The sequence below is a fragment of the Rhizobium sp. R339 genome (assembly GCF_002211395.1).
Taxonomy (GTDB): domain Bacteria; phylum Pseudomonadota; class Alphaproteobacteria; order Rhizobiales; family Rhizobiaceae; genus Rhizobium.
The window spans coordinates 76816-97523 of the sequence record NZ_LOKV01000027.1; the positions used below are offsets into that span (position 1 = coordinate 76816).

Here is a 20708-nt window from a genome sequence, read left to right on the forward strand (position 1 = left end):
GGCCGGTTCTCAGCGCCTGCCGACAAGTCGCTGCCGCAACTGGTCGAAGGAGACCGCGAGGATGAGCAGGAAGCCGGTGGCCGCCTGCTGCCAGGAAGAGTTGATGTTCATCAGCGTCAGCCCATTGTTCAGCACGCCGACGATCAGCAGCCCGATCACCGTGCCGAACATCGTACCCGTGCCGCCCTTCAGAGACGTACCGCCGAGAATGACGGCGGTGACGACGGCGAGTTCGAGGCCGATACCGGTCGTGCCCGACGTCGAGCCGAGCTGCGAGGCGCTCATCAGCCCGCCGAGCCCGATGAAGGCGCCCGACAGCAGGAAGCTCAGAAACACCACGCGCTTCGTCTTGATCCCGACCAGGCGCGCGGCATTCTCATTGGCGCCGATCGCATAGATCGACCGGCCGAAGACCGTGCGTTTGAGGACGAGGCCGACGACGATGGCGACGAGAACGAAGACCAGCGCGGACAGCGGAATGTTGAAGAAGGGGCGCCAGATCGCCCAGTCGAAGTTAGAGATCAGCATATTCTTGCCGCCGCCGATCGATTGGGTCAGGCCGCGGAAGATCGCCAGTGTGCCAAGCGTGGTGATCAGCGCATTGACACCGATCTTCGTCACCAGAAAGCCGTTGATTACGCCGATCCCCATGCCGACGAGCAATGCGAGGGCACTTGCCGGAACGATGCCGATGCTGTCGACGGTCAGCGCCATGACGAGGGCTACGAAGGCGACACCGCTGCCGACCGACAGGTCGAACTGGCCGGCAATCAAAAGCATGGTTCCGCCGGCTGCAAGCACGCCTGTTATCGACAAGGCCGTGATGACGTTGACCCAGTTGCCCCAGGTCAGGAAGTAGGGCGAACTCAAGGAGAAGAAGATGATTTCGGCGAGCAGGAAGGCGAGGAGCGCCGCCGATTCCGGCGTCTTGCGCCAGAAGCCGGTTTTACCGCCATTCGCGTCGATATCCGCCATGGCAGTCAGGGCATCGGATTGAAGCTTGTCATGCATGGACACCGCCTCCCGCGGCTTCAGTCAGAGTTTCGGTTGAAATGCGATCATGCGGGATTTCCGCAATCAGCCGCCCGCGGACCAGCACGAGCGCGCGGCTGGCGACGGCATTGATATCCTCGTAGTCGGAGGTGGCGATGATGATGGCATGACCTTTGGCTGCCAGATCGGCGAGGATGCGATAAATCTCCTGGCGGGCGCCGACATCGACACCACGCGTCGGTTCCGTCAGCACCAGGATCCTGGAGTCTGCCTCGAGCCAGCGGCCGAGCAGGACCTTCTGCTGGTTGCCGCCGGACAGTTCGGTGATGATCTGGCTGCCGGTAGCATCCGCCTTCACGCGCAGCTTGCGATGCCAGCGGGAATAGGCGGAGTGCAGCCGCTCGCCGCTCAGGAGGCCGGCGCGGGCCAGCTTTGGCCAGCTTGGTGCAGACAGGTTCTCCGCGAGCGTCATCGTGCGCAGCAGCCCCTCGCTCGCCCGGTCTGCCGGCAGATGCCCAATCGACGCGGCTATCGCCTCGGCCGGATGGTGGAAACGGACGGACTTGCCGTCGACGAGGAGTTCACCTCTATCGAACGTCCGGGCGCCGACGAGCGAGGCCGCGAGCTCCTGAACGCCGGGACCGACCTTGCCGTACATGCCGAGGATCTCGCCGGGCCGCAGAGCAAAGGAGATATCCGCGAAAGCATCCGATCCGAGGTGCTTGGTCTCGAGAATGGGCTCCGCGGCGGAAGATGGAGCAGCAAACGAATGGCGCGCATGTGCGACCGCGCGCCCGACCATTGCCTCGATCACCTGTTCCTGGGAAACCTCACGGGTCGGCCGGTCCAGTGAGACGCGGCCGTCACGCAGCACGCACACCCGATCCGCCAAGGCAAAAACTTCGTCGAGCCGGTGAGTGATGTAGAGAACGGCAGTCCCGCGTTCGGCCAGGCGCCGGATCAGTTGAAAGAGCTTGCGCGCCTCGGCGTCCGACAGGGCAGCGGTGGCCTCGTCAAAGATGATGCACTTCGACGCGCCGATCGTTGCGCGGGCAATCTCGATGATCTGCCGCTCGCCGAGACGAAGATTTGCGACTTTCTCCATCAGCGGCAGTTCGGCGCCAAGCAGATCAAGCGCCTCCTGTGCCATCCGCTGCATGAGCCGCCGATCAAGAAGGCCGCCTTTTGTCGGCCAGGCGCCAAGGACGATATTCTCGGCAACCGTCAGGGTGGGGGCGTCGGCGATTTCCTGGGCGATCAGCCTGATACCGGCTTCCCGCGCATCGCCGACACCGTGGAAGGACGCAAGCTTGCCGTCCACGGAAATCGTCCCGTCATCCGGCCGGTGGTCACCGGCCAGGATGCGCACGAAGGTGGACTTGCCGGCGCCATTCTCTCCGAGAAGGGCAGTGATCGTCCCGGCTGCGAGATCGAGGTCCACGCCATGCAGCACCTCGACCGGGCCGAACGATTTCCGGATGCCGCGGACGGCAAGGAAGTCCGTCGTCATTTGCAGGCATACTCCGGGTAGATCTTGGCGACATTTGCCGGGGTAATCAGCTCATGCGGAACCAGGATCTGGCTGTTGATCTTCCCGCCCTTGATGGCCTTGACCAGGTTGGGGACGATCAGATCGGCGTAACGCTCCGGGAAATAGGCGGCCGTCGCGATGAAATGCGGCGCGGTCCAGATCTGGCAATTGTCGGGGTCGAAATTCTGGACGCCCAGATAGAGATCCTGGTTCCGTCCCTGCGTGCGCGCAGCGGCCAGCGCTGCGGTGATGACGTCTTCGTTGATGCCGACGGTGATGATCTTGGTGGCGCCGGGCAGGGCGGTCAGCGTATCGGTGAACTGGCGTTGCGCTGCATCGGCCTGGCCGCCGGCGCCCGTATCGATGATGCGCAGGTTCTGCACCGGCCCGCAAACGGCCTCGAAGGCCTTGCGGATGCCGCCCATCCGCTGGTCGTTGACGACGCCCACGGCCGTCGATTCCAGCGATACGAAGGCATCGTATTCGCAATTGAAATTCTTGGCGAAATACATGCCGAGTTCATGGCCGACGATTTCACCGGCATAGGAATTGGCTGCGCCGACAAAGGCGGTTTCGCACGGCTTCTGTTCGATATCGATCGCGATGACTGGAACTTTGGGGCCTTCGGCGCAGATGTTGGCGGCGGCCGCAGCGTCTGCCTGGAATGTGATGAGGCCATCGACATTCTGCGTCTTGAACTGGCGGACACAGGAGAGGGCGGTGGCGGCATCCATCTTGGAATCGCAGGTCACCAGCTTGAAGCCGGCAGTTTCGGAGGCCTTCTCCATGCCGCGCTGCAGTGCATCCGTGAAGGGAACGCCGAGGATGAGCTGGGTAAAGCCAAGTGTCAGTCCCTTGGCGCTGCCGGGTTGGATCGGCTCGAACTTTGCCACTTCCGCAGGCGGTGTCGGCGCCGGGGCGTCCAGATGGATCTCGGCAGCGCCGGCCGTCTGGCCTCCCAGCGCCAGAACGGCTGCAACGAGCAGGCCAGCGATGCGGCGTCCGCGGGCGGGATATGTCGAATTTCCTATAGGCATGTCAGGTCCTCCTCACCTGTTGTTTTTGACCGGGGTGTCAGCCCGCGGCCCATGCATGTTCAGCAGATCTGGATCACCTCGAGATCCAGAAGCTTGCCGAGTTTTTCGATTTTTCCGGCGATATGTCCGACGCCGACGGCACAGTGATGCGCCGGCCCTTCGGCGTTCCAGCTCTCGACGAAGCGGCGAGCGCCGATCTCGAATTTGTAGCGGCTGTTGGTATTGCCGATTTCCAGGATCGGTCCGGGCACGGACTCTCCCTGGGCGCAGAGCAGAACGATCCGCCCCTCACGCTCGATCACCGATAGAAGGGTCACCGGCCCATGCCTGACGGACATCTCGACGCTGACGCCGGATCCGACCTTGCCGTGATACACTTTGAGCGGGCGGATCTTGGTCTTGCCTTCGGCGACCTTGATATGGCCGGGTCCGTCATGGCCCATGAGCACGACGTCCTCGCGAAAGTCCATCGCATAATATTCGGTGAAGGAGCCGCCCACGCCGAAACTGTCCATGATCTTCATGGCCTGGACGTTCTTGACCTCGTATTCTCCGGCAACCGGCACGCCCTGCGCCGTCAGCAGCGAGCAGCCGACGATCACCGAGGTGATCACGTCTTCATATTCATGACCCGGCGTGGATTCATAGTAATAGGCGAGCGAGCCGAGCTTCCTCGCATCGACGAACTTGCGCAAGGCGACGGCGGTGCCGGCAGCCCTTCGAAGTTCGGCTGGATCGCAATCCGGATCGATGTCGAATTCCTGCCTGATCGTCGTCAGAGACAGGGCGATCTCCTCGTCCGTCGCCTCGCGCCGCAGGCGCGCCAACTCGTCAATCTCGACGATTTCGATGTGCGTGCCGAAGGCTGCCGCATGCGCGGTCAGATCGGAATAGATATCGAGCATGCCGTTGTAATAGCGGCCCATGACGCCGAGCCTGTTATGCGCCATCACATGGGCGACGCGTGCCGCATCGATCCAGCCGACAATTTCGCGGTCGACGATCGGGTCGCCGTGCAGCATGCCGGTGATCTGGTGGAAGGCGACCCCCGAACGGCGAAACACATTGGCGATCTCCGGCACGGGACAAGCGCCGCAGTGGGCGAGCCATTCGCCGGTCATCTTCGTCCGGTTTCCAAGCGCGTTGAAGCTGCGATAGTCGATCGATGCTTCCGGCTGCAGGTTCAGGATGATGACGGGAACACGCGCACGCCGCACGACCGGAAGGACCGTGGAGGACAGCGCATAGGTCGTCACGTGTAGAAAGATGATATCGACATCGGCTTCGCGGAAACGATGGCCGGCGTCGAAGGCCCTTTCGGGCGAGTCGATCAGGCCGAGGTTGACGACCTCGATATCCGGCCGGGCGAGCTTGTCGGCCATCTGCCCGACATAACTCTCAAGCCTTTCCTCCAGCCCTTCGAATTGCGGCCAATACGCCGCAAGACCTATCCCGAAGAGGCCGACTTTGAGCTTGCGATCCGTCATGCGCGCTCCGCCGTCAAACAGCAATGCGCAGGGTGTGGCAGCAGGCAGACGCCGGCCGCGCTCAGCAACGATGACACTGACTTTTTCTCCTCCAGGGCCGCAACTGGCTTGCGGTTTGGCGCCTCGGCGGCAACGCCGCTGCCGGCTCCATCCTCCTGTGAACCGTAGCATCACGGATGCGAGTTGACATAACGGTCTTTTCCCCAAAAATGATCTGAAGCATACAAAAAATGATCCTTGGCGATGGTCGATGACAAAGAACTATTTCCTCTATTTGCCCGATAATCGGCTGTGTTCTGCCTGGGGATGCACGGCAGTCTCTACGGGGCATACGAAAATCCTGCCTCATTCCGTCTATCCTCCGATCCGCCATCCCGATGATCATCATTTCGATTGGAAAAGAGGCCGGATCCTGCAGGCCTATCAGGTCATTTTCATCGCCGAAGGGCGCGGCCTTTTCGAATTCGGGCGCCGCGGCAAGACGCAGGTGGTCGAAGCTGGATCCATCGTCCTGCTGTTCCCCGGGGTCTGGCACCGTTTTGCGCCCGATCCGGAACTTGGCTGGACGGAGAACTGGATCGAATGCCGAAGCACGGCCTTCGATTTCGCGCGAACCGCGGGACTGATCGATCCTTCACGCTCCGTCCTGCCGTCGACGACGGAGATTGCGGCTGTGTTTGAAAGAGTCCACAGCCTTGCAGTAGAGGACGGACTTGCCAACCAGCCGCTGCTTTCGACGCTCGGGCTCCAGCTTCTGGCACTACTCTCGCAACAGAGAGAGCTGACGGCGGCGGCGCCCGCGGACCGGCTGGTGGAGCGGGCTCGCATGCTGCTGATGGAACGGTGCACGCAACGGATCTCGGTCGAGGACGTGGCGGGCGAACTCGGCGTCAGCTATTCATATTTCCGGCGCGTCTTCCGCGAGAAGACCGGTGTCTCACCAAAGCAGCATCTTGTTTCACTCAGAATCCGCCGGGCGCAGGATATCTTCGCCAATACCGACAAGCCCATCAAGGAAGTCGCCGGTCTTCTCGGCTTCAGTTCCGCATTCCATCTCTCATCGCAGTTTCAGGATCTCGTCGGCTGCAGCCCATCCGAATATAAGCGCCGATCGATCGGCAGCGAATGAGTGATCCAGACCGGGTGGAGCCCTGCGCCGTGAGGCGGGTTCCTCAGCCATTGTAAATGTTATTACGTAACATTTTATTTGACTGACGTAATAACATTACGTATGCAGTCGCGACTTCGCGTCGCTCGGCTGAATCCCTCGATCACCACTGGAAACTTTCTGCCATGTTGAAAACGCTTCTCCTCACGTTGGCCCTTGCAACGCCGATAGCGGCCGGCCCGGCATGCGCTGAAACGCTCAAAGTGGCGGGTCCATGGGAAATCACCGGGATCGAGCCTGCTCAGACCGGCTATGTCTTCAGCCGCCTTCAAGTCGCCGAAACGCTGGTGACGACCGATAAGCAGGGGGCGCTCGCTCCCGCGCTCGCGGAAAGCTGGGCAGTCTCGGACGACGGCCTCACCTGGCGCTTTGCGATCCGCAGCAGTGCCTCCTTTCACGACGGAACGCCGGTAACCGCCGAAACCGCAGCGGCAAGCCTCAAACGAGCGTTCGCCGGCGTCGGCGTCCTCTCGCAGGCGCCGATCGCGGCGATTGCTGCTGAAGGCGATGAGGTGCGAATTCGGCTGACGAAACCATTCTCCGCTCTGCCCGCCTATCTCGTGCATTTCAGCACCATCATCCTGGCGCCGTCTTCATTCGATGCCGCGGGCAAGATCGTGCAGATCGTTGGGTCGGGGCCTTACAAGGTGAAGAACCTGACACCACCGGCGCGGCTTGAGCTCGAAGGCTCGGGCAACTGGTGGGGCGGCAGGCCCGGCATCGAGGATGTGAACTATCTTGCGGTGGGGCAGGGGGAGACCCGCGCCCTGATGGCTGAAAGCGGGGAGGCGGATCTCGTCTTCTCCATGCTTCCGGTGTCGGTCGACAGGTTGAAAAACAATCCGAAGCTCGATGTCCGGATTGCAACCATCCCCCGCACCCGCATCCTGAAGGTCAATGCGGCATCACCCTTCTTCGATCAGGTGGAGGAGCGTCAGGCAGTCAGCGCCGCCATCGACCGTTTCGGCATCGCCAAGGTCATTCTGCGCAACTCCGATCTTGCCGCAACCCAGCTCTTCCCGCCGGCGATGAAGGGCTGGAACGTCGCTGACGTTCAGCCGCTTGCACAAGATCTGGAAAAAGCAAGGCAGCTGTTGGCCGCCGCAGGCTGGACCCCGGGGAGCGACGGCATCCTGGAAAAGGATGGCAAGCGGTTCAGCGTGACGATGCTGACCTATTCCAGCTGGCCGGAACTGCCGCCGATCGCCACCGCGCTTCAGGCCCAGCTTCGGCGCGTCGGTATAGAGGCCAAGGTATCCGTCGGCAACAGTTCGGAAATCCCAGCCCGCCACAAGGATGGAACGCTGGAAATTGCACTGATCTCGCGGCTCTATTCGATCGTACCCGATCCGGTCGGCACATTGCTCCAGGACTATGGCCCGGGCGGAAGCGACTGGGGCGCCATGGGCTGGGATAACAAGGAGATGCAGGGCGTCGTCGAAAAACTGGCTGCGACGAGTGACGCGAATGTCCGCGCTCCGCTCCAGGCCGGCGTGGTCGATATCCTGCAGCGGGAACTGCCGAGCATTCCCGTCACCTGGTCCGAGCTGGCCATTGTGTCGAGCAAGCGGATCACCGGCGTCGAGGTGGATCCTCTCGAGGTGAATTACGGCCTCTCCTCGATCCGCTGGACAGAATGAGCGCAAGCAAGATGCGAAACTTCCTTCTCGCGCGCCTTCTGCAGGCAGGCGTCGTCGCTGTCGTGGTCGGCGCATTGTGCTTCGTCCTGATGCGGGTCTTGCCCGGCGATGCGGCGATGCGCATCGCCGCCGGCCGCTACGGGCCGGACGCGCGAATTGCCGAGGCGGCGGAGAAGGTGAGGCTCGAACTGGGTCTCGACCGGCCGGTCGCGGTCCAGCTGCTGGAATGGCTCGGCAGTCTGCTGCGGTTCGATCTCGGACACTCGCTGGTGACGGGCGGTTCCGTCGCGCACGAATTGCAGGTGCAGCTCGGTGCCACGCTCTGGCTCGCAGCCGCAGCCCTTGCCTTGTCGCTGCTGATCGGTCCGATCGTCGGAATTTTCTCGGGCTTGAACCCGGGCGGAGCGGTCGACCGGATGGGGCTTGCCGGCGCCGTCGTCTTCCGCGCTGTCCCGCCTTTCGTGCTTGGTCTGATCCTGATGCTTGTCTTTTCCAAACAGCTCGGCTGGCTGCCGCCGGCCGGCTTCGGCTCGCCGCGCGAAATCCTGCTGCCGGCGCTGACCCTGGCGCTCGGGCTCGCCGCCATGTCGAGCCGCGTCACCCGCAACTCCGTCGCAGCTGTTGCCCGGGCGCCTTACTTCGCTTTCGCCCGCTACAAAGGGCTCCCGGAGGCCGTTGTCGTGCGGCGGCATGGACTGCGAAACGCAGCCATCCCTGTCGTCTCCTATCTCGGCTTGCAGGCGATCTATCTGGTCGAGGGCGTCGTGGTGGTCGAATCGCTGTTCGCTTATCCGGGCATTGGTCATGCCCTGGTGCATGCGATCGTCGAGCGGGACATACCGATGGTGCAGGGGACCGCGCTGGTCATGGGGCTGATGTTCGTCGTTATCGGCGCGGTCGTGGATTTGCTCACGCTATGGCTCGATCCACGCTTGGGGAGAAATGCATGAGTGCGGTGGCTGGAATCTCCTATACGAGGCCGAAAGCAGGGATCGGGGTTGTGCGATCGGTCGGCGCCGGCCTGCTGATCCTGCTCGGCGGTTTTGCCATCGCCGGCCCATTGGTCATTCCGTCCGATCCCGCCGCGCAGGATCTCAGCGCGAGCCTTGCCCCGATCGGCGGCGACTACCTGCTTGGGGCCGATCACTACGGGCGCAGCCTGCTGGCGCGGCTTGCGCATGGCGCGCGCCTCTCCTTCGGCATGGCGTTCCTGACCATGCTGGCTGCGGCGATACCCGGCGTTCTGCTCGGTCTTTGCGCCGCCTGGAAGGGCGGGAGGACGGAGCGGTTTCTCGAACTCGTTGCGACCATCGTGCTTGCCTTGCCCGGCCTCATGCTGGTGCTTCTCTTCCTCGCCTTCTCACCCGGCAATTACGGGCCGCTCTTCCTCGGCCTGTCGCTGACGCTGTGGGTGGAGTTCTACCGAGTCACCAAGGCAACGACGAAAACGGTGCTGGCTCAGCCGCATATCGAGGCGGCGCGCATGCTTGGCTTCAACTCGCGCTACATCCTCATTCATTACGTCCTGCCGGTTATCGGGCAGATGATCGCTACCCTTTCGGCCTTCGCGATGGCGACCGCGATCATTGCGGTTTCGACGCTTAGCGCGATCAGCGTCGGTCTCCAGCCGCCGACGCCCGAGCTCGGCGGCATGATCGTCGAGCTGCTACCCTACTACGCCGAGGCGCCGGTGCACGTGCTGCTGCCAGCAGCCCTGATCTTTCTGCTCGTTCTCGGCTTGCAGCTGCTTGCGCCAGGGGATCGGGCATGAACGTGAACATCGCGTCCGATCTTTGGGTTTCGAACCTGTCGATCCGCGGTTCGGCAGGCAGCATCGTCTCCGACGTGTCGCTCGCTTTGGGTCCAGGCCGGCCGTTGACGCTGCTCGGCGAAAGCGGCTCGGGAAAATCGCTCGTCGCGCAGGCGATCATGGGCAATCTTCCGCCCGAACTGGATGCCACCGGCCGTGTGATCTTCAAAGGAGCGGATCTCCTCACGGAAACGCCCGCCGCGCGTCGCCGCCGCTGGGGCCGGAGCATCGGCCTCCTGCCGCAGGAGCCTTGGCTGGCGCTCGATCCGACCCTGCAGCTGCTGCCGCAAGTGGCGGAGGTCCATCGCTACGTGAAGGGAAGAACCGCTGCCGAAAGCGCGACGGCCGCGAAGGGAAACCTCTCTGACGTTTCGCTGTCATCCGCGCAGAGCCTTTATCCCCTCCAGATTTCCGGCGGCATGGGGCAGCGGGCGGCAATCGCCATGGCGCATGCCGCGGACACGGAGCTGCTGATCGCCGACGAGCCGACCAAGGGCCTCGATGCCGAGCTCAGGGACTCGGTGATGGCCCGCCTGAGACAGGAAGTGGAGGCGGGCCGCCTGCTCCTGACCATTACCCACGACGTCGCCGTCGTCCGGACGCTCGGCGGAACCGTCGGCGTCATGCTGGATGGCCGGCTCGTCGAATACGGCACCGCCGAAGAGCTGCTCGACCGCCCGAAGCATGCCTACACCGAAGCGCTGCTCGCCGCCGAACCGGCGCGGTGGCGGCGTCACGTCACGGCGTCGTCAGGGGAGCGCATCATTGCCGGCCGCGGGCTGGAAAAAAGATATGGCGACAAGGTCCTGTTTTCCGGTCTGGATGTCGAGATTGCTGCCGGAGAGATCGTCTCGATCTTCGGCCGGAGCGGCTGCGGCAAAACGACCGCAGGCAATATTCTGCTTGGTCTTGTCAAAGCTGATGCAGGAATGGTCGAACGAAAGCCGGGCCTTTCGCCGCGGCGTTTCCAGAAGCTCTACCAGGACCCGCCGGCCGCTTTCGCGCCCCATCAGACCATCCGCAAGGGGCTGAAGGATCTGGTGCGCCTTCATGGCAAGGACTGGGCTGAGGCCGAAGAGCTGCGCCGGCGTTTGCGGCTGTCCGAGATCTTGCTCGACCGTCTGCCGAACCAGATTTCCGGCGGTGAATTGCAACGTTTTTCGCTGCTCCGCGCCTTGCTGCTCGAGCCGGCCTTTCTATTCGCCGACGAGGCGACCTCCCGGCTTGATCCCGTCAGCCAGATGGAGGTGATCATGCTCCTGCGAGAGGTCGTCGAGGAAACCGGGCTGGCCGTCCTCATGGTCACTCACGACCGGGATGTTGCCCATAAGATATCCGCCCGGGTCGTGGAACTGAAAGGATAGGCCAACAACCGAAGCGTTAGCAGGATGTCGGCGCTGTCCTGGCAGCGCTTCTCAATGGGAAGGTGTCTCGCAAAGCGGCACGGGGCGCGGCGGCGGGCCCGGATGATCCTGTTTGTACTTGACGATGACCGGCTCCAGCTTTTCCTTCGGCCAGAACTGCGGAGAGCCGATTTCGCCGAGGCACGAAGCGTTCCAATATGATCCGGCCTTTTCCGGCGGCTGGCCCGATGTCACTGCGCGCGCGACCGCGCTGATGTCGCGTGCCTCCGGATAGATGTAGAGGGTGGTCGGATCATCCTTCACCATCGACAAGACTTGCGGCGCTTCCTCGGGCGACCAGCTGGTGCAGCCGTCGCTGCGGCCGCCCGCATAGGTGACAAGCTTTCCGAACGGGACGTAGCCCTCGCGATTGGCATAGGGGCTTTCCGGCTTTTTCTGCATGCATATGCCGGAGACGAGCGCCGCGGCATGTCCGCCGATGGCGCGCTGCCTGGCGTTTGCGGTCTCGCCGATGCCGTCGAACTGGAGGAATGAGCGGGTGAGCACCGTCTCCCGATCGGCAGAGGCGCCGTAATAGCCTTTGAACGAGGTCTTGATCTCACTCGTCAGATAGGCGCCGCCCGCCGTCAGGTTGGAATCCATCGCATTGCCGAAATTCCTGGCGCACTCCCGGCCATTGGAGAAGTTGACGACGCCCTTCAGGTTGCGGCCGCCGCCATGTCCCGCCGATATCACCCGGAACGACTTTTCCGCCTCGCAGATCATGTAGAAGCGGCCGCCTGCCGTTCCGTCGGTAAGATCGTTCGGCCGTGTGGCATCCATCGCGAAATAGCAGGAGTTCCTGACCTTTCCCTCCGCGATCTTCTGCTGGTAAAGCGCCCGGGCCCGCTCCAGAACGACGGCAGCGATCTGGCCTTTGCCTTCGCCGACATATCCGGCCAGCCAGCTTGGGACGGATGATGTTTTCCCTGAAGCCAGTGCCGGGTTTGCGCCCAGGAGCGATGCGAGGATCGCGGTGAAGGCAAGGGACCAGGGAAGGCTTGTTCTAAAGGGCATGCAGCAGTCTCCTGCACATTGGGCAATCATGACATGACGCCGCAAGCAATAGCGGATTCGCGCTTGGTTGGCACGAGTCCCGGCGGTCCCCAATCCTGCTCCCGCAGTCCTTAAATACTTGCTTCGAACCGCCAGCGCTTTGTCGAATAGCGCGGCATGGCCGGCAGCCTGCCAAGTCCGGAAAACTCCAATGCTGTTTGAGTGACAGGTTCGGAACCGCATTGTTCGTCGCGGCCAGAGCACAATTATGTGAAATATATTTCAGCATGTGAATTATATTGACACGAATGCAGCTTTGCGATTAGCTGCCCATACCGGACTTCGAGGAGGAAATCCGGGCTTCAACGCGATCAGCGGCGTCGTTTCGGCGCCCTCGGGCTTTTTGGGAGGGGCTTCGGCCTCGAGGAGGACTTTTGCGCACTTTACTCACGACGACCGCAATGGCGGTCTTGGCAGCAACCCTTTTTGCCGGCTCCGCGGCCGCCGCGACGGAGAACCCGTTCCGCTGCAAGCCCGGCGAAAAATACGTCATGAACGTCATGGTCTCGGGCGTCGAATACTGGTTCCCGGTTTACGAGATGTTCAAGCAGGCGGGACAGCAGCTCGGCTGCGAGACCGAATATACCGGCACGCCGGAATATGACGTCAACAAGCAGATCGCTACTTTCGACCAGGCGCTGGCGCAAAATCCGGCCGGCATTCTCGTTCATCCGATGAACTCCGATCCGTTCATCGAGCCGATCAACCGCGCCATCGGCCAGGGCACGGCGGTCGTCACCTTTGCGGCCGACTCGCCGCTGTCCAAGCGCGTGTCCTTCATCACCTCGGACAATACCCGCGAAGGCACTTATGCCGCCGACGCGATCGCCGAGAAGATGGGCGGCAAGGGTGAATATGCCGTTCTGGAAAATCCCGGTCAGGACAACCACGACAAGCGCATCGCCGCCTTCATCGCCCGCATGGACGAGAAGTGGCCGGATATGAAGCTCGTCGGCCGCGCCGCGTCTAATCAGGATCCGACCAAGGCCTATCAGGGGCTTTCCAGCCTCATCCAGGCCAATCCGAATCTTGGGGCGGTCTTCATGCCGGAGGCGAATTCGGCGATCGGCGCCGCGCAGGCCAACAAGGAAACCGGCGGCAAGGTTCTCGTCATGTGCGCCGACGTCAATGCCAACATCCTCGACATGATCAAGGCCGGTGAAGTCTTCGGCTCGATCAACCCCAACCAGGGCATGCAGGGTTACATGGGCTTCATGCTGCTGTGGCTCGCCAAGCACCCGGAACTGATCGACCCGATGAACGATGCCAAGCGCTCGGGCTTCAACCCGATGGGCATCCCCGTCGTCGACAACGGCCTCTCGATCGTGACCGCCGCAAATGCCGACGACTTCTACTGGGACAAGTACCTGAAGCATCGCGGCACGAGGGGCATCGAGGAATAAGACCCGACAGGGCCATCCGCGCCGCCTGGCGCGGATGGTTCGAACGGAGAGGGAGGAAGACGATGGCGGAGCCCGTGCTCACCATTCATGGCGTCACCAAGCACTTCGGGGCGGTGAAGGCGTTGACGGATGTCGACTTCACCCTCGAACGCGGTGAAGTCCATGCGCTCTGCGGCGAAAACGGCGCCGGCAAGTCGACGCTGATGAACATCATCGCCGGCGTGCTGCAGCCGACCGAAGGCGAAATCCGCATCGACGGCAAGGCTGTGCGCATTTCCTCTCCCGCCGCCGCCCAGTCTCTCGGCATCGGCCTGGTGCACCAGGAAATCGCGCTCTGCCCGGATGCCTCGGTTGCCGAAAACATGTTCATGGCGGCGACCAATCGCCGCCGGGCGCCGCTCATGAATTACCGCGGGCTGGAGCGCGATGCGCAGGCGGTGATGAACCGGCTTGCCGCGATCGATGTCCGCCGCAAGGTCGCCGACCTGCCGATATCAAGCCAGCAGCTCGTCGAGATCGCCAAGGCGCTGACGCTCGACTGCCGCGTGCTGATCCTCGACGAACCGACGGCTGCCCTGACCGAGACCGAGGCGCAACAGCTCTTCTCGATCATCCGCGACCTCAAGGCGAACGGCATTTCGATCATCTATATCAGCCACCGCATGGCGGAAATCTTCAGCCTCTGCGACCGGGTCACCGTGTTCCGCGACGGCCGCTACGTCTGCACCGACCGCATTGCCGACGTGACGCCGGACGACGTGGTGCGTCGCATGGTCGGCCGCGAGATCACGCAGCTCTATCCCGACAAGCTCGGCGCCGGCGAAACGTCAGACGAGACCATTCTCGAGGTCGACGGCATCAGTGACGGGGTGCGTTTTCACGACGTCAGCTTCGGCCTGCGCAAGGGCGAGATCCTCGGCATCGGCGGCCTCATCGGCTCCGGCCGCACGGAAATCGCCGAAGGCATCTGCGGGCTGCGGCCGCGCACGGCCGGCACGGTGCGCCTGCACGGCGCGGCGCAACCGATCCGCGCCTATTCCGATGCGGTGAAAGCCGGCATCGTCTATCTCTCCGAAGACCGCAAGGGATCGGGTGTCTTTTTGGAAATGTCCATCGCCCAGAACATATCGGTGCTGGATCTGAAGGCGCTTACCAATGCGGTCGGCCTGCTGAACGGCCGCGCGGAGGCCGCGCTGGCCGACGACTTCGCCCGAAGGCTTGCTGTGCGTATGAGCGGCATCGGGACGCCGGTGAAATCGCTTTCCGGCGGCAACCAGCAGAAGGTGGCGATCGCCAAGCAGCTTGCGGTGAAGCCGAAGGTCATCCTGATGGACGAACCAACGCGTGGCATCGATGTCGGTGCGAAAGCGGAGATCCACCGTCTGCTGCGCGAGCTGGCAAGCTCGGGCATCGGCATCATCGTCATCTCGTCGGAAATGCCGGAGCTTCTCGGCCTTTCCGATCGTCTGCTGGTCGTCCGCGAGGGACGCATCGCGGGAGAGCTCGGTGCCGACGAGATGTCGGAAGAGGCCGTGATCCGCCTTGCCTCCGGCATGGGCAGCGCAAGGGCGGCAGACCATGCCGCGTGAAGAGAACATGGGAGAGAGGGAAATGGCAATCGACACGATGGCGGCAGGCCTGCCCAGGACGTCGTCCTTCAAACGCATCGGAACGATGCGCGAGGCCGGGCTGATCGCGATCATCCTGGCGCTCGGCATCATCATGAGCGTTGCCTCGCCGCACTTCCTGACGCTTGGCAATTTCCGCGCCATGCTGATGAGCTTTTCCGTGGAGGGCATCGTCGTCGTCGGCATGACAATCCTGCTCATCGTCGGCGGCATCGATCTTGCGGTCGGCTCCGTCGTCTGCTTCGCGATGGTGCTTTCGGGCTCGCTCTTTCTCGCCGGGCTCGATCCGTGGACGGCCTCGCTTGCCGGCATTCTTGCCAGCAGCGCCGTCGGCGCCATCATGGGCTTCTTCGTGACGGTCGTCGGCCTCAACCATTTCATCACGTCGCTGGCGGGCATGGTGATAGTGCGCGGCCTCTGCCTCATCATCACCAAGGGCACGCCGCTTTCGCTCTTCACGCTGCCGGCCGGCTTCAAGGCGGTGGGGCAGGGCACGTTCTACGGCATTCCCTATGTCATCCTGATCTTCGTCGCCGTCGTCATCCTGTTCGATTTCCTGCTGCGCCGGGCGACCGCCTTCCGCAAGGTGTTCTACACGGGCAGCAATGAAAAGGCGGCGCTTTATTCCGGCATCAAGACGAACCAGGTGAAGTTCTGGGTGACGGTGCTGTGCTCGACGCTCGCCGGCGTCGCCGGTGTCATCTACATGTCCCGCTTCGGCGCCGCGACGCCCACGTTCGGCGTCGGCATGGAGCTGAACATCATCGCAGCCGCGGTGATCGGCGGAGCCTCGCTGAACGGCGGCTCGGGAACGATCCTCGGGGCCATTCTCGGCATCGCGCTTCTTTCCCTCGTCACCTCGTCGCTGATCCTGCTAAACGTTTCCGTCTATTGGCAGGACATGATCAAAGGATGCATCCTGCTTGCCGCCGTATCCATCGACCATTTCCTGCACAAGCGGAAGGCCGCCTGACATGCCGATCGCCAAACTGAAACCCAGGACGACAGCCCCGCGCGAAGAAATCGTCATCGCCCGCCAGATGCACCAGGCGCTCGTCCTGCATTTTCTGGAGGGTTTGACGCAGGCGCAGATCGCCGATCAGCTCGGCATCTCGCACGCCACCGTCAACCGCCTTATCAAGCGGGGGCGTCAGCTCGGCCTGGTCGAGATCAAGATCAAATCGCCGATCGAACCGCTTGTTGATATGGAGGAGCGGCTTCTGGCGCTCAGCGGCATCAGCCGCGCGGTCGTGGTCCCCACCGTCTCCGACAATCCGCAGACGGCGCTGCAGGCGGTCGGCGAGGCGGCGGCCCGCCTGGTGCTCGAAGAAATCGCCGACGGCGATACGATCTGCATCACCGGCGGCAAGGGCGTCAGCGCCGTCGTCGCCGGCCTCCAGGCGCCGCGCCGCTTCGATGTCGAGGTCATCCCGGCAACCGGATGCGTGCAGGGCAAGCACTATACCGACGTCAACCACGTTTCGACGCTGATGGCCGACCGGCTTGGCGGGCGCTCCTACCAGATCCATGCGCCGCTCTTTGCCGATGATGCCGAGCAGCGGTCGATGCTGATCAACATGCGCTCCGTCGCCGACGTCTTCCGGCGGGCGCGCGAGGCCAAGGTGGCGGTGGTCGGCATCGGCTCGATTCTGACCGACGATTCGAGCTATTACGACCTGCACCCTTCCTCCAGCACCGATCGCGCGGCAATCGAGCGTTCGGGCGCCAGCTGCGAACTGCTCGCCCACCTGCTCGACGATCACGGCCGCGTTTGCGACTACAGCCTCAACCGGTCGCTGGTTTCGCTGACGCTGCCGGAATTCGCCTCGATCCCGACGAAGATCGGCGTCGCCAGCGGCCCGAACAAGGCCGGGCCGATCCTCAGCATCCTGCGCGGCAACCACCTCGATACGCTCGTCACCGACGAGGCGACGGGCGCGCGCATTCTTGAACTTGCATCCGAGGAAGGATTTTCCGCATGAGCGGCGAACAGTTGACCCGTGAAATCGGCCGCTCCGGCGTTAAGGCCTCGGCCGTCGGCCTCGGCACCTGGGCGATCGGCGGCTGGATGTGGGGCGGCACTGATGAGGCGGAATCCATCGCCGCCATCCAGGCCTCGCTCGATGCCGGCGTCACGCTCATCGACACGGCGCCGGCCTACGGCCTGGGCCGGTCCGAAGAGATCGTCGGCAAGGCGCTTGCCGGACGCCGCGGCAAGGCGGTGATCGCCACCAAGTGCGGGCTGGTGTGGCATACCCAGAAGGGCAACCATTTCTTCGAGCAGGACGGCAAGCCGGTGCACCGCCATCTCGGGCGGGACTCGATCGTTCACGAGGTGGAGGAAAGCCTGCGCCGTCTCGGCACGGATCATATCGACCTCTACATCACCCATTGGCAGGACCCGACGACGCCGATCGAGGAGACCGTCGCGGCGCTGGAAGAGCTGAAACAGGCTGGGAAGATCCGCGCGATCGGCGCCAGCAACGTCAACCGGTCGGAACTCGAGCAATATATCGAGACCGGTTCGCTCGATGCGATCCAGGAGCGGTTCAGCATGATCGATCGTCAGATCGAGGCGGACCTGCTGCCGCTCACGATCGCCAACGGCGTGTCGACGCTCAGCTATTCCTCACTGGCGCTCGGCCTGCTTTCCGGCGCCATAGGGCCTGAGCGTGTGTTTTCCGGCGACGACCAGCGCAAGGACAATCCGCGCTTTTCCGTTGCCAACCGCCGCAAGGCCAAGGATTTTGCCGAGGCGATCCGGCCTGTGGCGGAGCGCCATGGCGCCAGCATCGCCCAGACGGTGATCGCCTGGACGCTGGCGCAGCCGGGCGTAACCTTCGCGCTTTGCGGCGCGAGAAACCCGGCGCAGGCGCTCGACAATGCGCGAGCCGGAACGCTTCGCCTTTCAACCGCCGATCTCGTGGCCATCGACACCGCCATATCGGCGCAGCTCGCCACCATGGACGGATAACGGACGCCATCATGAACCGTGTGGAAACAATGGACGGGCTTCGCCAAAGCCCGAAGGTGGACGTTTGCGTCCTCGGCGGCGGCATCAACGGGCTCAGTGTCTTTCGCGAGCTGGCGCTGCAAGGCGTGAACGTGCTGCTCGTCGAGCAGGGCGACTATTGCTCCGGCGCGAGTGCCGCCCTCTCGCGCATGGTCCATGGGGGCTTGCGCTATCTGGAGAATGGCGAATTCAGCCTCGTGCAGGAATCGCTCGTCGAGCGCGACAGGCTGCTGCGCAACGCGCCCCATTATGTCGCGCCATTGCCGACGACGGTTCCGGTTTTCGACATCTTCTCCGGCCTTGCCAACGGCATCGTGCGCTTCCTCGGTCTCACCCGCCGTCCGAGCCGCCGCGGCGCCGTGGCCATCAAGACCGGGCTCGCCATCTACGATTTCCTGACGCGCAAACGCGCGCTGATGCCCCGCCACCAGTTCCGCGGACGCCGGGCGACGCTCTCAAAATGGCCGGCGCTCAATCCCGGGATCCGCAGCTCTGCGACCTATTACGACGCCTGGGTGAGCCATCCGGAGCGGATCGGCATCGAACTGCTGCGCGACGGCCTGTCCGCTGGCGCGAATGCCCGGGCCTTGAACTATGCGACGATCGAGCAGGCCGGGGCGGGAGACTTTCTACTGCGCGACGGTATCGCCGGGGAGACGTTTCGCATCCAGCCGCGGCTGATCGTCAACGCGACCGGCGGCTGGATCGACATCGCGAATGGATCGCTCTTTCCCGAAGCCGCGCGGCCCGCCCCGCTGATGGGCGGCACCAAGGGATCACATCTCATCATCGACAACCCCGCGCTCCGCGACATACTCGACGGGCACATGATCTATTACGAGAACGAGGATGGGCGCATCTGCATCCTCTTTCCCTATCTCGGCAAGGTGCTGGTCGGCTCGACCGACATTCGCGTCGACGACCCCGGCACCGTGCGCTGCGAAAGCGACGAGCGCGACTATATCCTGCAATCGCTTGCCTTCGTGCTGCCCGGCATCCGCATCCGGCCGGAAGAGATCGTCTTCCAGTTCGCCGGCGTGCGCCCGCTGCCGGCCAGCAAGGATAGTTTTACCGGACGCATCCCGCGCGACCATTTCTGCACCGTGATCGAAAGCCATGATGGCGGCCCGCCGGTGCTCTGCATGATCGGCGGCAAGTGGACGACGTTCCGCTCCTTCGGTGAATTGGCGGGCGACATGGTGCTGGAACGGTTTGGCCGGCCACGGCGCGTCGATACGGCGGAAAGGGCATTTGGCGGCGGGCGTGCCTTCCCCAAAGACGGCGGCGGCTGGGTTCGTGACCTTGCGGCGTCGGCGGGCATCTCCGTCGATCGCGCTGCGATCCTCTTCGAACGTTACGGCACCGATGCGGAGGATGTCGCCGGCTTCATCGCGGCAGGCCCCGACCATCCTTTGCCGCATGCCGGCTACAGCCTCCGCGAAATCCAGTATCTGATCGGCGCTGAAGCCGTCGAGCATCTCGACGACCTGCTGCTGCGCCGCACGACCTTAGCAATCTCAGGCGAGCTGTCGCTTGACATGACTGACGCCGTGCTCGCCCTGCTGGCTGCCGAAAGAGGCTGGTCGGTTGAGTGCGCCGCCGAAGAGCGCATTCGCTTTCTCACCATTCTGCGCGAGCGCCACGGCGTCGCCGAAGCAACCCTTTCCGCAAGGAACGAACGAAGGAGTGAATTATGCGAGACAACCGCAAGGTCCGGATGAACCGGCTGTTCGGCAACGGCCGTTGCCTGGACGTGGCGATCGATCACGGCGTCTGCAACGAGCCGTCCTTTCTCGACGGGCTGGAGAACATGCCGGCCGTCGTCAAGGCGCTGGTCGATGCGAAGCCGGATGCGATCCAGATGAATTACGGCCAGGCCGATCTGCTGCAGGATCTGCCCGGCAAGGACAAGCCGGCGCTCGTCATGCGCATCGACATGGGCAATCCCTATAACCGCATCCGCCACCGCGACATGTGGGCAGTGCTGCAGAACGAAGCGGAGCCGCTGGTCGGCGCCTTGCAGATGGATGTCGCCTGCGTGGTCGTCAACCTGTTCATGCTGCCGGATGAGCCCGATCTCTTCCGCCAGTGCGTGAAGAACATTTCGCGCGTCCGGGCGGACTGCGAGAAATATGGCATGCCGCTGATGATCGAACCGCTCGTCATGCAGCCGGTCACCGAGCGCGGCGGCTACATGGTGGACGGCGATGCCGACAAGATCGTCACCCTGACGCGGCTCGCCCGCGAAATGGGCGCCGATATCGTCAAGGCCGATCCGACGACGAATGCGGAGGATTTCCACCGCGTGGTCGAGGCGGCGCGATGCCCGGTGCTGGTGCGCGGCGGCGGCAAGGAGGATCTCGCCGCCGTCTTCGCCAAATCCGCCGCCTTGATGCGGCAGGGTGCGAAGGGCATGGTCTATGGCCGCAACATCTACCAGCATGCCAATCCGAGCGCCGTCGTGCGCGGTCTGATGGCGATCATCCACCAGGATGCGAGCGGCGAAGAAGCCGTCACGATCTACCGTCAAGGCTGAGAG

Annotated in this window: 17 protein-coding genes; 12 read left to right on the forward strand and 5 right to left on the reverse strand. The window is 63.3% G+C overall.

The window, feature by feature from the left end; translation table 11 throughout:
* Positions 1-9: 9 nt before the first annotated feature.
* Genes ATY76_RS29150 through ATY76_RS29165 form a run of 4 tightly spaced genes read right to left on the reverse strand, consistent with a single transcriptional unit; the run spans position 10 to position 5048 of the window.
* On the reverse strand, positions 10-1011 hold the full coding sequence (locus tag ATY76_RS29150) for an ABC transporter permease (protein WP_088678127.1): 1002 nt from the start codon (positions 1009-1011) through the stop codon (positions 10-12).
* Positions 1004-2503, reverse strand: a complete 1500-nt coding sequence (locus ATY76_RS29155) for a sugar ABC transporter ATP-binding protein (protein ID WP_088678128.1) — start codon at positions 2501-2503, stop codon at positions 1004-1006. The genes ATY76_RS29150 and ATY76_RS29155 overlap by 8 nt, the downstream gene beginning before the upstream one ends.
* Entirely contained in the window at positions 2500-3561 is a 1062-nt protein-coding gene (locus ATY76_RS29160; RefSeq protein WP_088678129.1) for a sugar ABC transporter substrate-binding protein, read from the reverse strand. The genes ATY76_RS29155 and ATY76_RS29160 overlap by 4 nt, the downstream gene beginning before the upstream one ends.
* Before the next feature lie 59 nt (positions 3562-3620).
* Positions 3621-5048: an arabinose isomerase gene (locus tag ATY76_RS29165; RefSeq protein WP_088678130.1), complete on the reverse strand. Its 1428-nt coding sequence runs from the start codon at positions 5046-5048 to the stop codon at positions 3621-3623.
* Between the two features lie 250 nt (positions 5049-5298).
* Between ATY76_RS29165 and ATY76_RS29170 the strand changes: the two genes are divergently transcribed.
* From ATY76_RS29170 to ATY76_RS29190, 5 genes are all read left to right on the forward strand, one after another.
* A complete protein-coding gene (locus ATY76_RS29170) occupies positions 5299-6177 on the forward strand; it encodes an AraC family transcriptional regulator (protein ID WP_088678131.1) in 879 nt (292 codons plus the stop codon).
* 164 nt (positions 6178-6341) lie between these two features.
* Positions 6342-7856 (forward strand): ABC transporter substrate-binding protein, encoded by a 1515-nt coding sequence (locus ATY76_RS29175; RefSeq protein WP_088678132.1) that lies wholly within the window; start codon positions 6342-6344, stop codon positions 7854-7856.
* Positions 7857-7867: 11 nt separating this feature from the next.
* On the forward strand, positions 7868-8806 hold the full coding sequence (locus ATY76_RS29180) for an ABC transporter permease (RefSeq protein WP_088678334.1): 939 nt from the start codon (positions 7868-7870) through the stop codon (positions 8804-8806).
* Positions 8803-9627, forward strand: a complete 825-nt coding sequence (locus tag ATY76_RS29185; protein WP_088678133.1) for an ABC transporter permease — start codon at positions 8803-8805, stop codon at positions 9625-9627. Before ATY76_RS29180 ends, ATY76_RS29185 begins: the two co-directional genes overlap by 4 nt.
* The gene (locus ATY76_RS29190; RefSeq protein WP_088678134.1) at positions 9624-11030 is read left to right on the forward strand and encodes an ATP-binding cassette domain-containing protein; all 1407 of its coding nucleotides are present in this window, start codon (positions 9624-9626) and stop codon (positions 11028-11030) included. Before ATY76_RS29185 ends, ATY76_RS29190 begins: the two co-directional genes overlap by 4 nt.
* Before the next feature lie 51 nt (positions 11031-11081).
* Here the strand turns inward: ATY76_RS29190 and ATY76_RS29195 are convergent, their stop codons facing one another.
* Complete coding sequence (locus tag ATY76_RS29195) at positions 11082-12086, reverse strand: hypothetical protein (RefSeq protein ID WP_088678135.1); 1005 nt, start codon at positions 12084-12086, stop codon at positions 11082-11084.
* Between the two features lie 413 nt (positions 12087-12499).
* On the opposite strand from ATY76_RS29195, the gene ATY76_RS29200 reads away from it, so the two are divergent.
* The 7 genes from ATY76_RS29200 (at position 12500) to ATY76_RS29230 (ending at position 20705) form a co-directional block, all read left to right on the forward strand.
* Complete coding sequence (locus tag ATY76_RS29200) at positions 12500-13528, forward strand: substrate-binding domain-containing protein (protein ID WP_088678136.1); 1029 nt, start codon at positions 12500-12502, stop codon at positions 13526-13528.
* Between the two features lie 62 nt (positions 13529-13590).
* Positions 13591-15117 carry a sugar ABC transporter ATP-binding protein gene (locus ATY76_RS29205; RefSeq protein ID WP_088678137.1) on the forward strand — a complete coding sequence of 509 codons (1527 nt, stop codon included), beginning with the start codon at positions 13591-13593 and terminating at the stop codon, positions 15115-15117.
* 22 nt (positions 15118-15139) lie between these two features.
* Complete coding sequence (locus ATY76_RS29210; protein WP_190233752.1) at positions 15140-16129, forward strand: ABC transporter permease; 990 nt, start codon at positions 15140-15142, stop codon at positions 16127-16129.
* 1 nt (position 16130) lies between these two features.
* Entirely contained in the window at positions 16131-17138 is a 1008-nt protein-coding gene (locus tag ATY76_RS29215; protein ID WP_088678139.1) for a sugar-binding transcriptional regulator, read from the forward strand.
* On the forward strand, positions 17135-18130 hold the full coding sequence (locus tag ATY76_RS29220; RefSeq protein ID WP_088678140.1) for an aldo/keto reductase: 996 nt from the start codon (positions 17135-17137) through the stop codon (positions 18128-18130). The genes ATY76_RS29215 and ATY76_RS29220 overlap by 4 nt, the downstream gene beginning before the upstream one ends.
* Positions 18131-18141: 11 nt before the next feature.
* On the forward strand, positions 18142-19890 hold the full coding sequence (locus ATY76_RS29225; protein ID WP_190233753.1) for a glycerol-3-phosphate dehydrogenase/oxidase: 1749 nt from the start codon (positions 18142-18144) through the stop codon (positions 19888-19890).
* Positions 19863-20705 carry a class I fructose-bisphosphate aldolase gene (locus tag ATY76_RS29230; RefSeq protein WP_088678141.1) on the forward strand — a complete coding sequence of 281 codons (843 nt, stop codon included), beginning with the start codon at positions 19863-19865 and terminating at the stop codon, positions 20703-20705. Before ATY76_RS29225 ends, ATY76_RS29230 begins: the two co-directional genes overlap by 28 nt.
* The last annotated feature ends 3 nt before the right edge of the window (positions 20706-20708 follow it).

Excerpts from the sequence above, each read along its gene's own strand:
- ATY76_RS29150 (WP_088678127.1), bottom strand. The coding sequence starts at position 1,011 with ATGCATGACAAGCTTCAATCCGATGCCCTGACTGCCATGGCGGATATC.
- ATY76_RS29155 (WP_088678128.1), bottom strand. The coding sequence starts at position 2,503 with ATGACGACGGACTTCCTTGCCGTCCGCGGCATCCGGAAATCGTTCGGC.
- ATY76_RS29160 (WP_088678129.1), bottom strand. The coding sequence starts at position 3,561 with ATGCCTATAGGAAATTCGACATATCCCGCCCGCGGACGCCGCATCGCT.
- ATY76_RS29165 (WP_088678130.1), bottom strand. The coding sequence starts at position 5,048 with ATGACGGATCGCAAGCTCAAAGTCGGCCTCTTCGGGATAGGTCTTGCG.
- ATY76_RS29170 (WP_088678131.1), top strand. The coding sequence starts at position 5,299 with ATGACAAAGAACTATTTCCTCTATTTGCCCGATAATCGGCTGTGTTCT.
- ATY76_RS29175 (WP_088678132.1), top strand. The coding sequence starts at position 6,342 with ATGTTGAAAACGCTTCTCCTCACGTTGGCCCTTGCAACGCCGATAGCG.
- ATY76_RS29180 (WP_088678334.1), top strand. The coding sequence starts at position 7,868 with ATGCGAAACTTCCTTCTCGCGCGCCTTCTGCAGGCAGGCGTCGTCGCT.
- ATY76_RS29185 (WP_088678133.1), top strand. The coding sequence starts at position 8,803 with ATGAGTGCGGTGGCTGGAATCTCCTATACGAGGCCGAAAGCAGGGATC.
- ATY76_RS29190 (WP_088678134.1), top strand. The coding sequence starts at position 9,624 with ATGAACGTGAACATCGCGTCCGATCTTTGGGTTTCGAACCTGTCGATC.
- ATY76_RS29195 (WP_088678135.1), bottom strand. The coding sequence starts at position 12,086 with ATGCCCTTTAGAACAAGCCTTCCCTGGTCCCTTGCCTTCACCGCGATC.
- ATY76_RS29205 (WP_088678137.1), top strand. The coding sequence starts at position 13,591 with ATGGCGGAGCCCGTGCTCACCATTCATGGCGTCACCAAGCACTTCGGG.
- ATY76_RS29210 (WP_190233752.1), top strand. The coding sequence starts at position 15,140 with ATGGCAATCGACACGATGGCGGCAGGCCTGCCCAGGACGTCGTCCTTC.
- ATY76_RS29215 (WP_088678139.1), top strand. The coding sequence starts at position 16,131 with ATGCCGATCGCCAAACTGAAACCCAGGACGACAGCCCCGCGCGAAGAA.
- ATY76_RS29220 (WP_088678140.1), top strand. The coding sequence starts at position 17,135 with ATGAGCGGCGAACAGTTGACCCGTGAAATCGGCCGCTCCGGCGTTAAG.
- ATY76_RS29225 (WP_190233753.1), top strand. The coding sequence starts at position 18,142 with ATGAACCGTGTGGAAACAATGGACGGGCTTCGCCAAAGCCCGAAGGTG.
- ATY76_RS29230 (WP_088678141.1), top strand. The coding sequence starts at position 19,863 with ATGCGAGACAACCGCAAGGTCCGGATGAACCGGCTGTTCGGCAACGGC.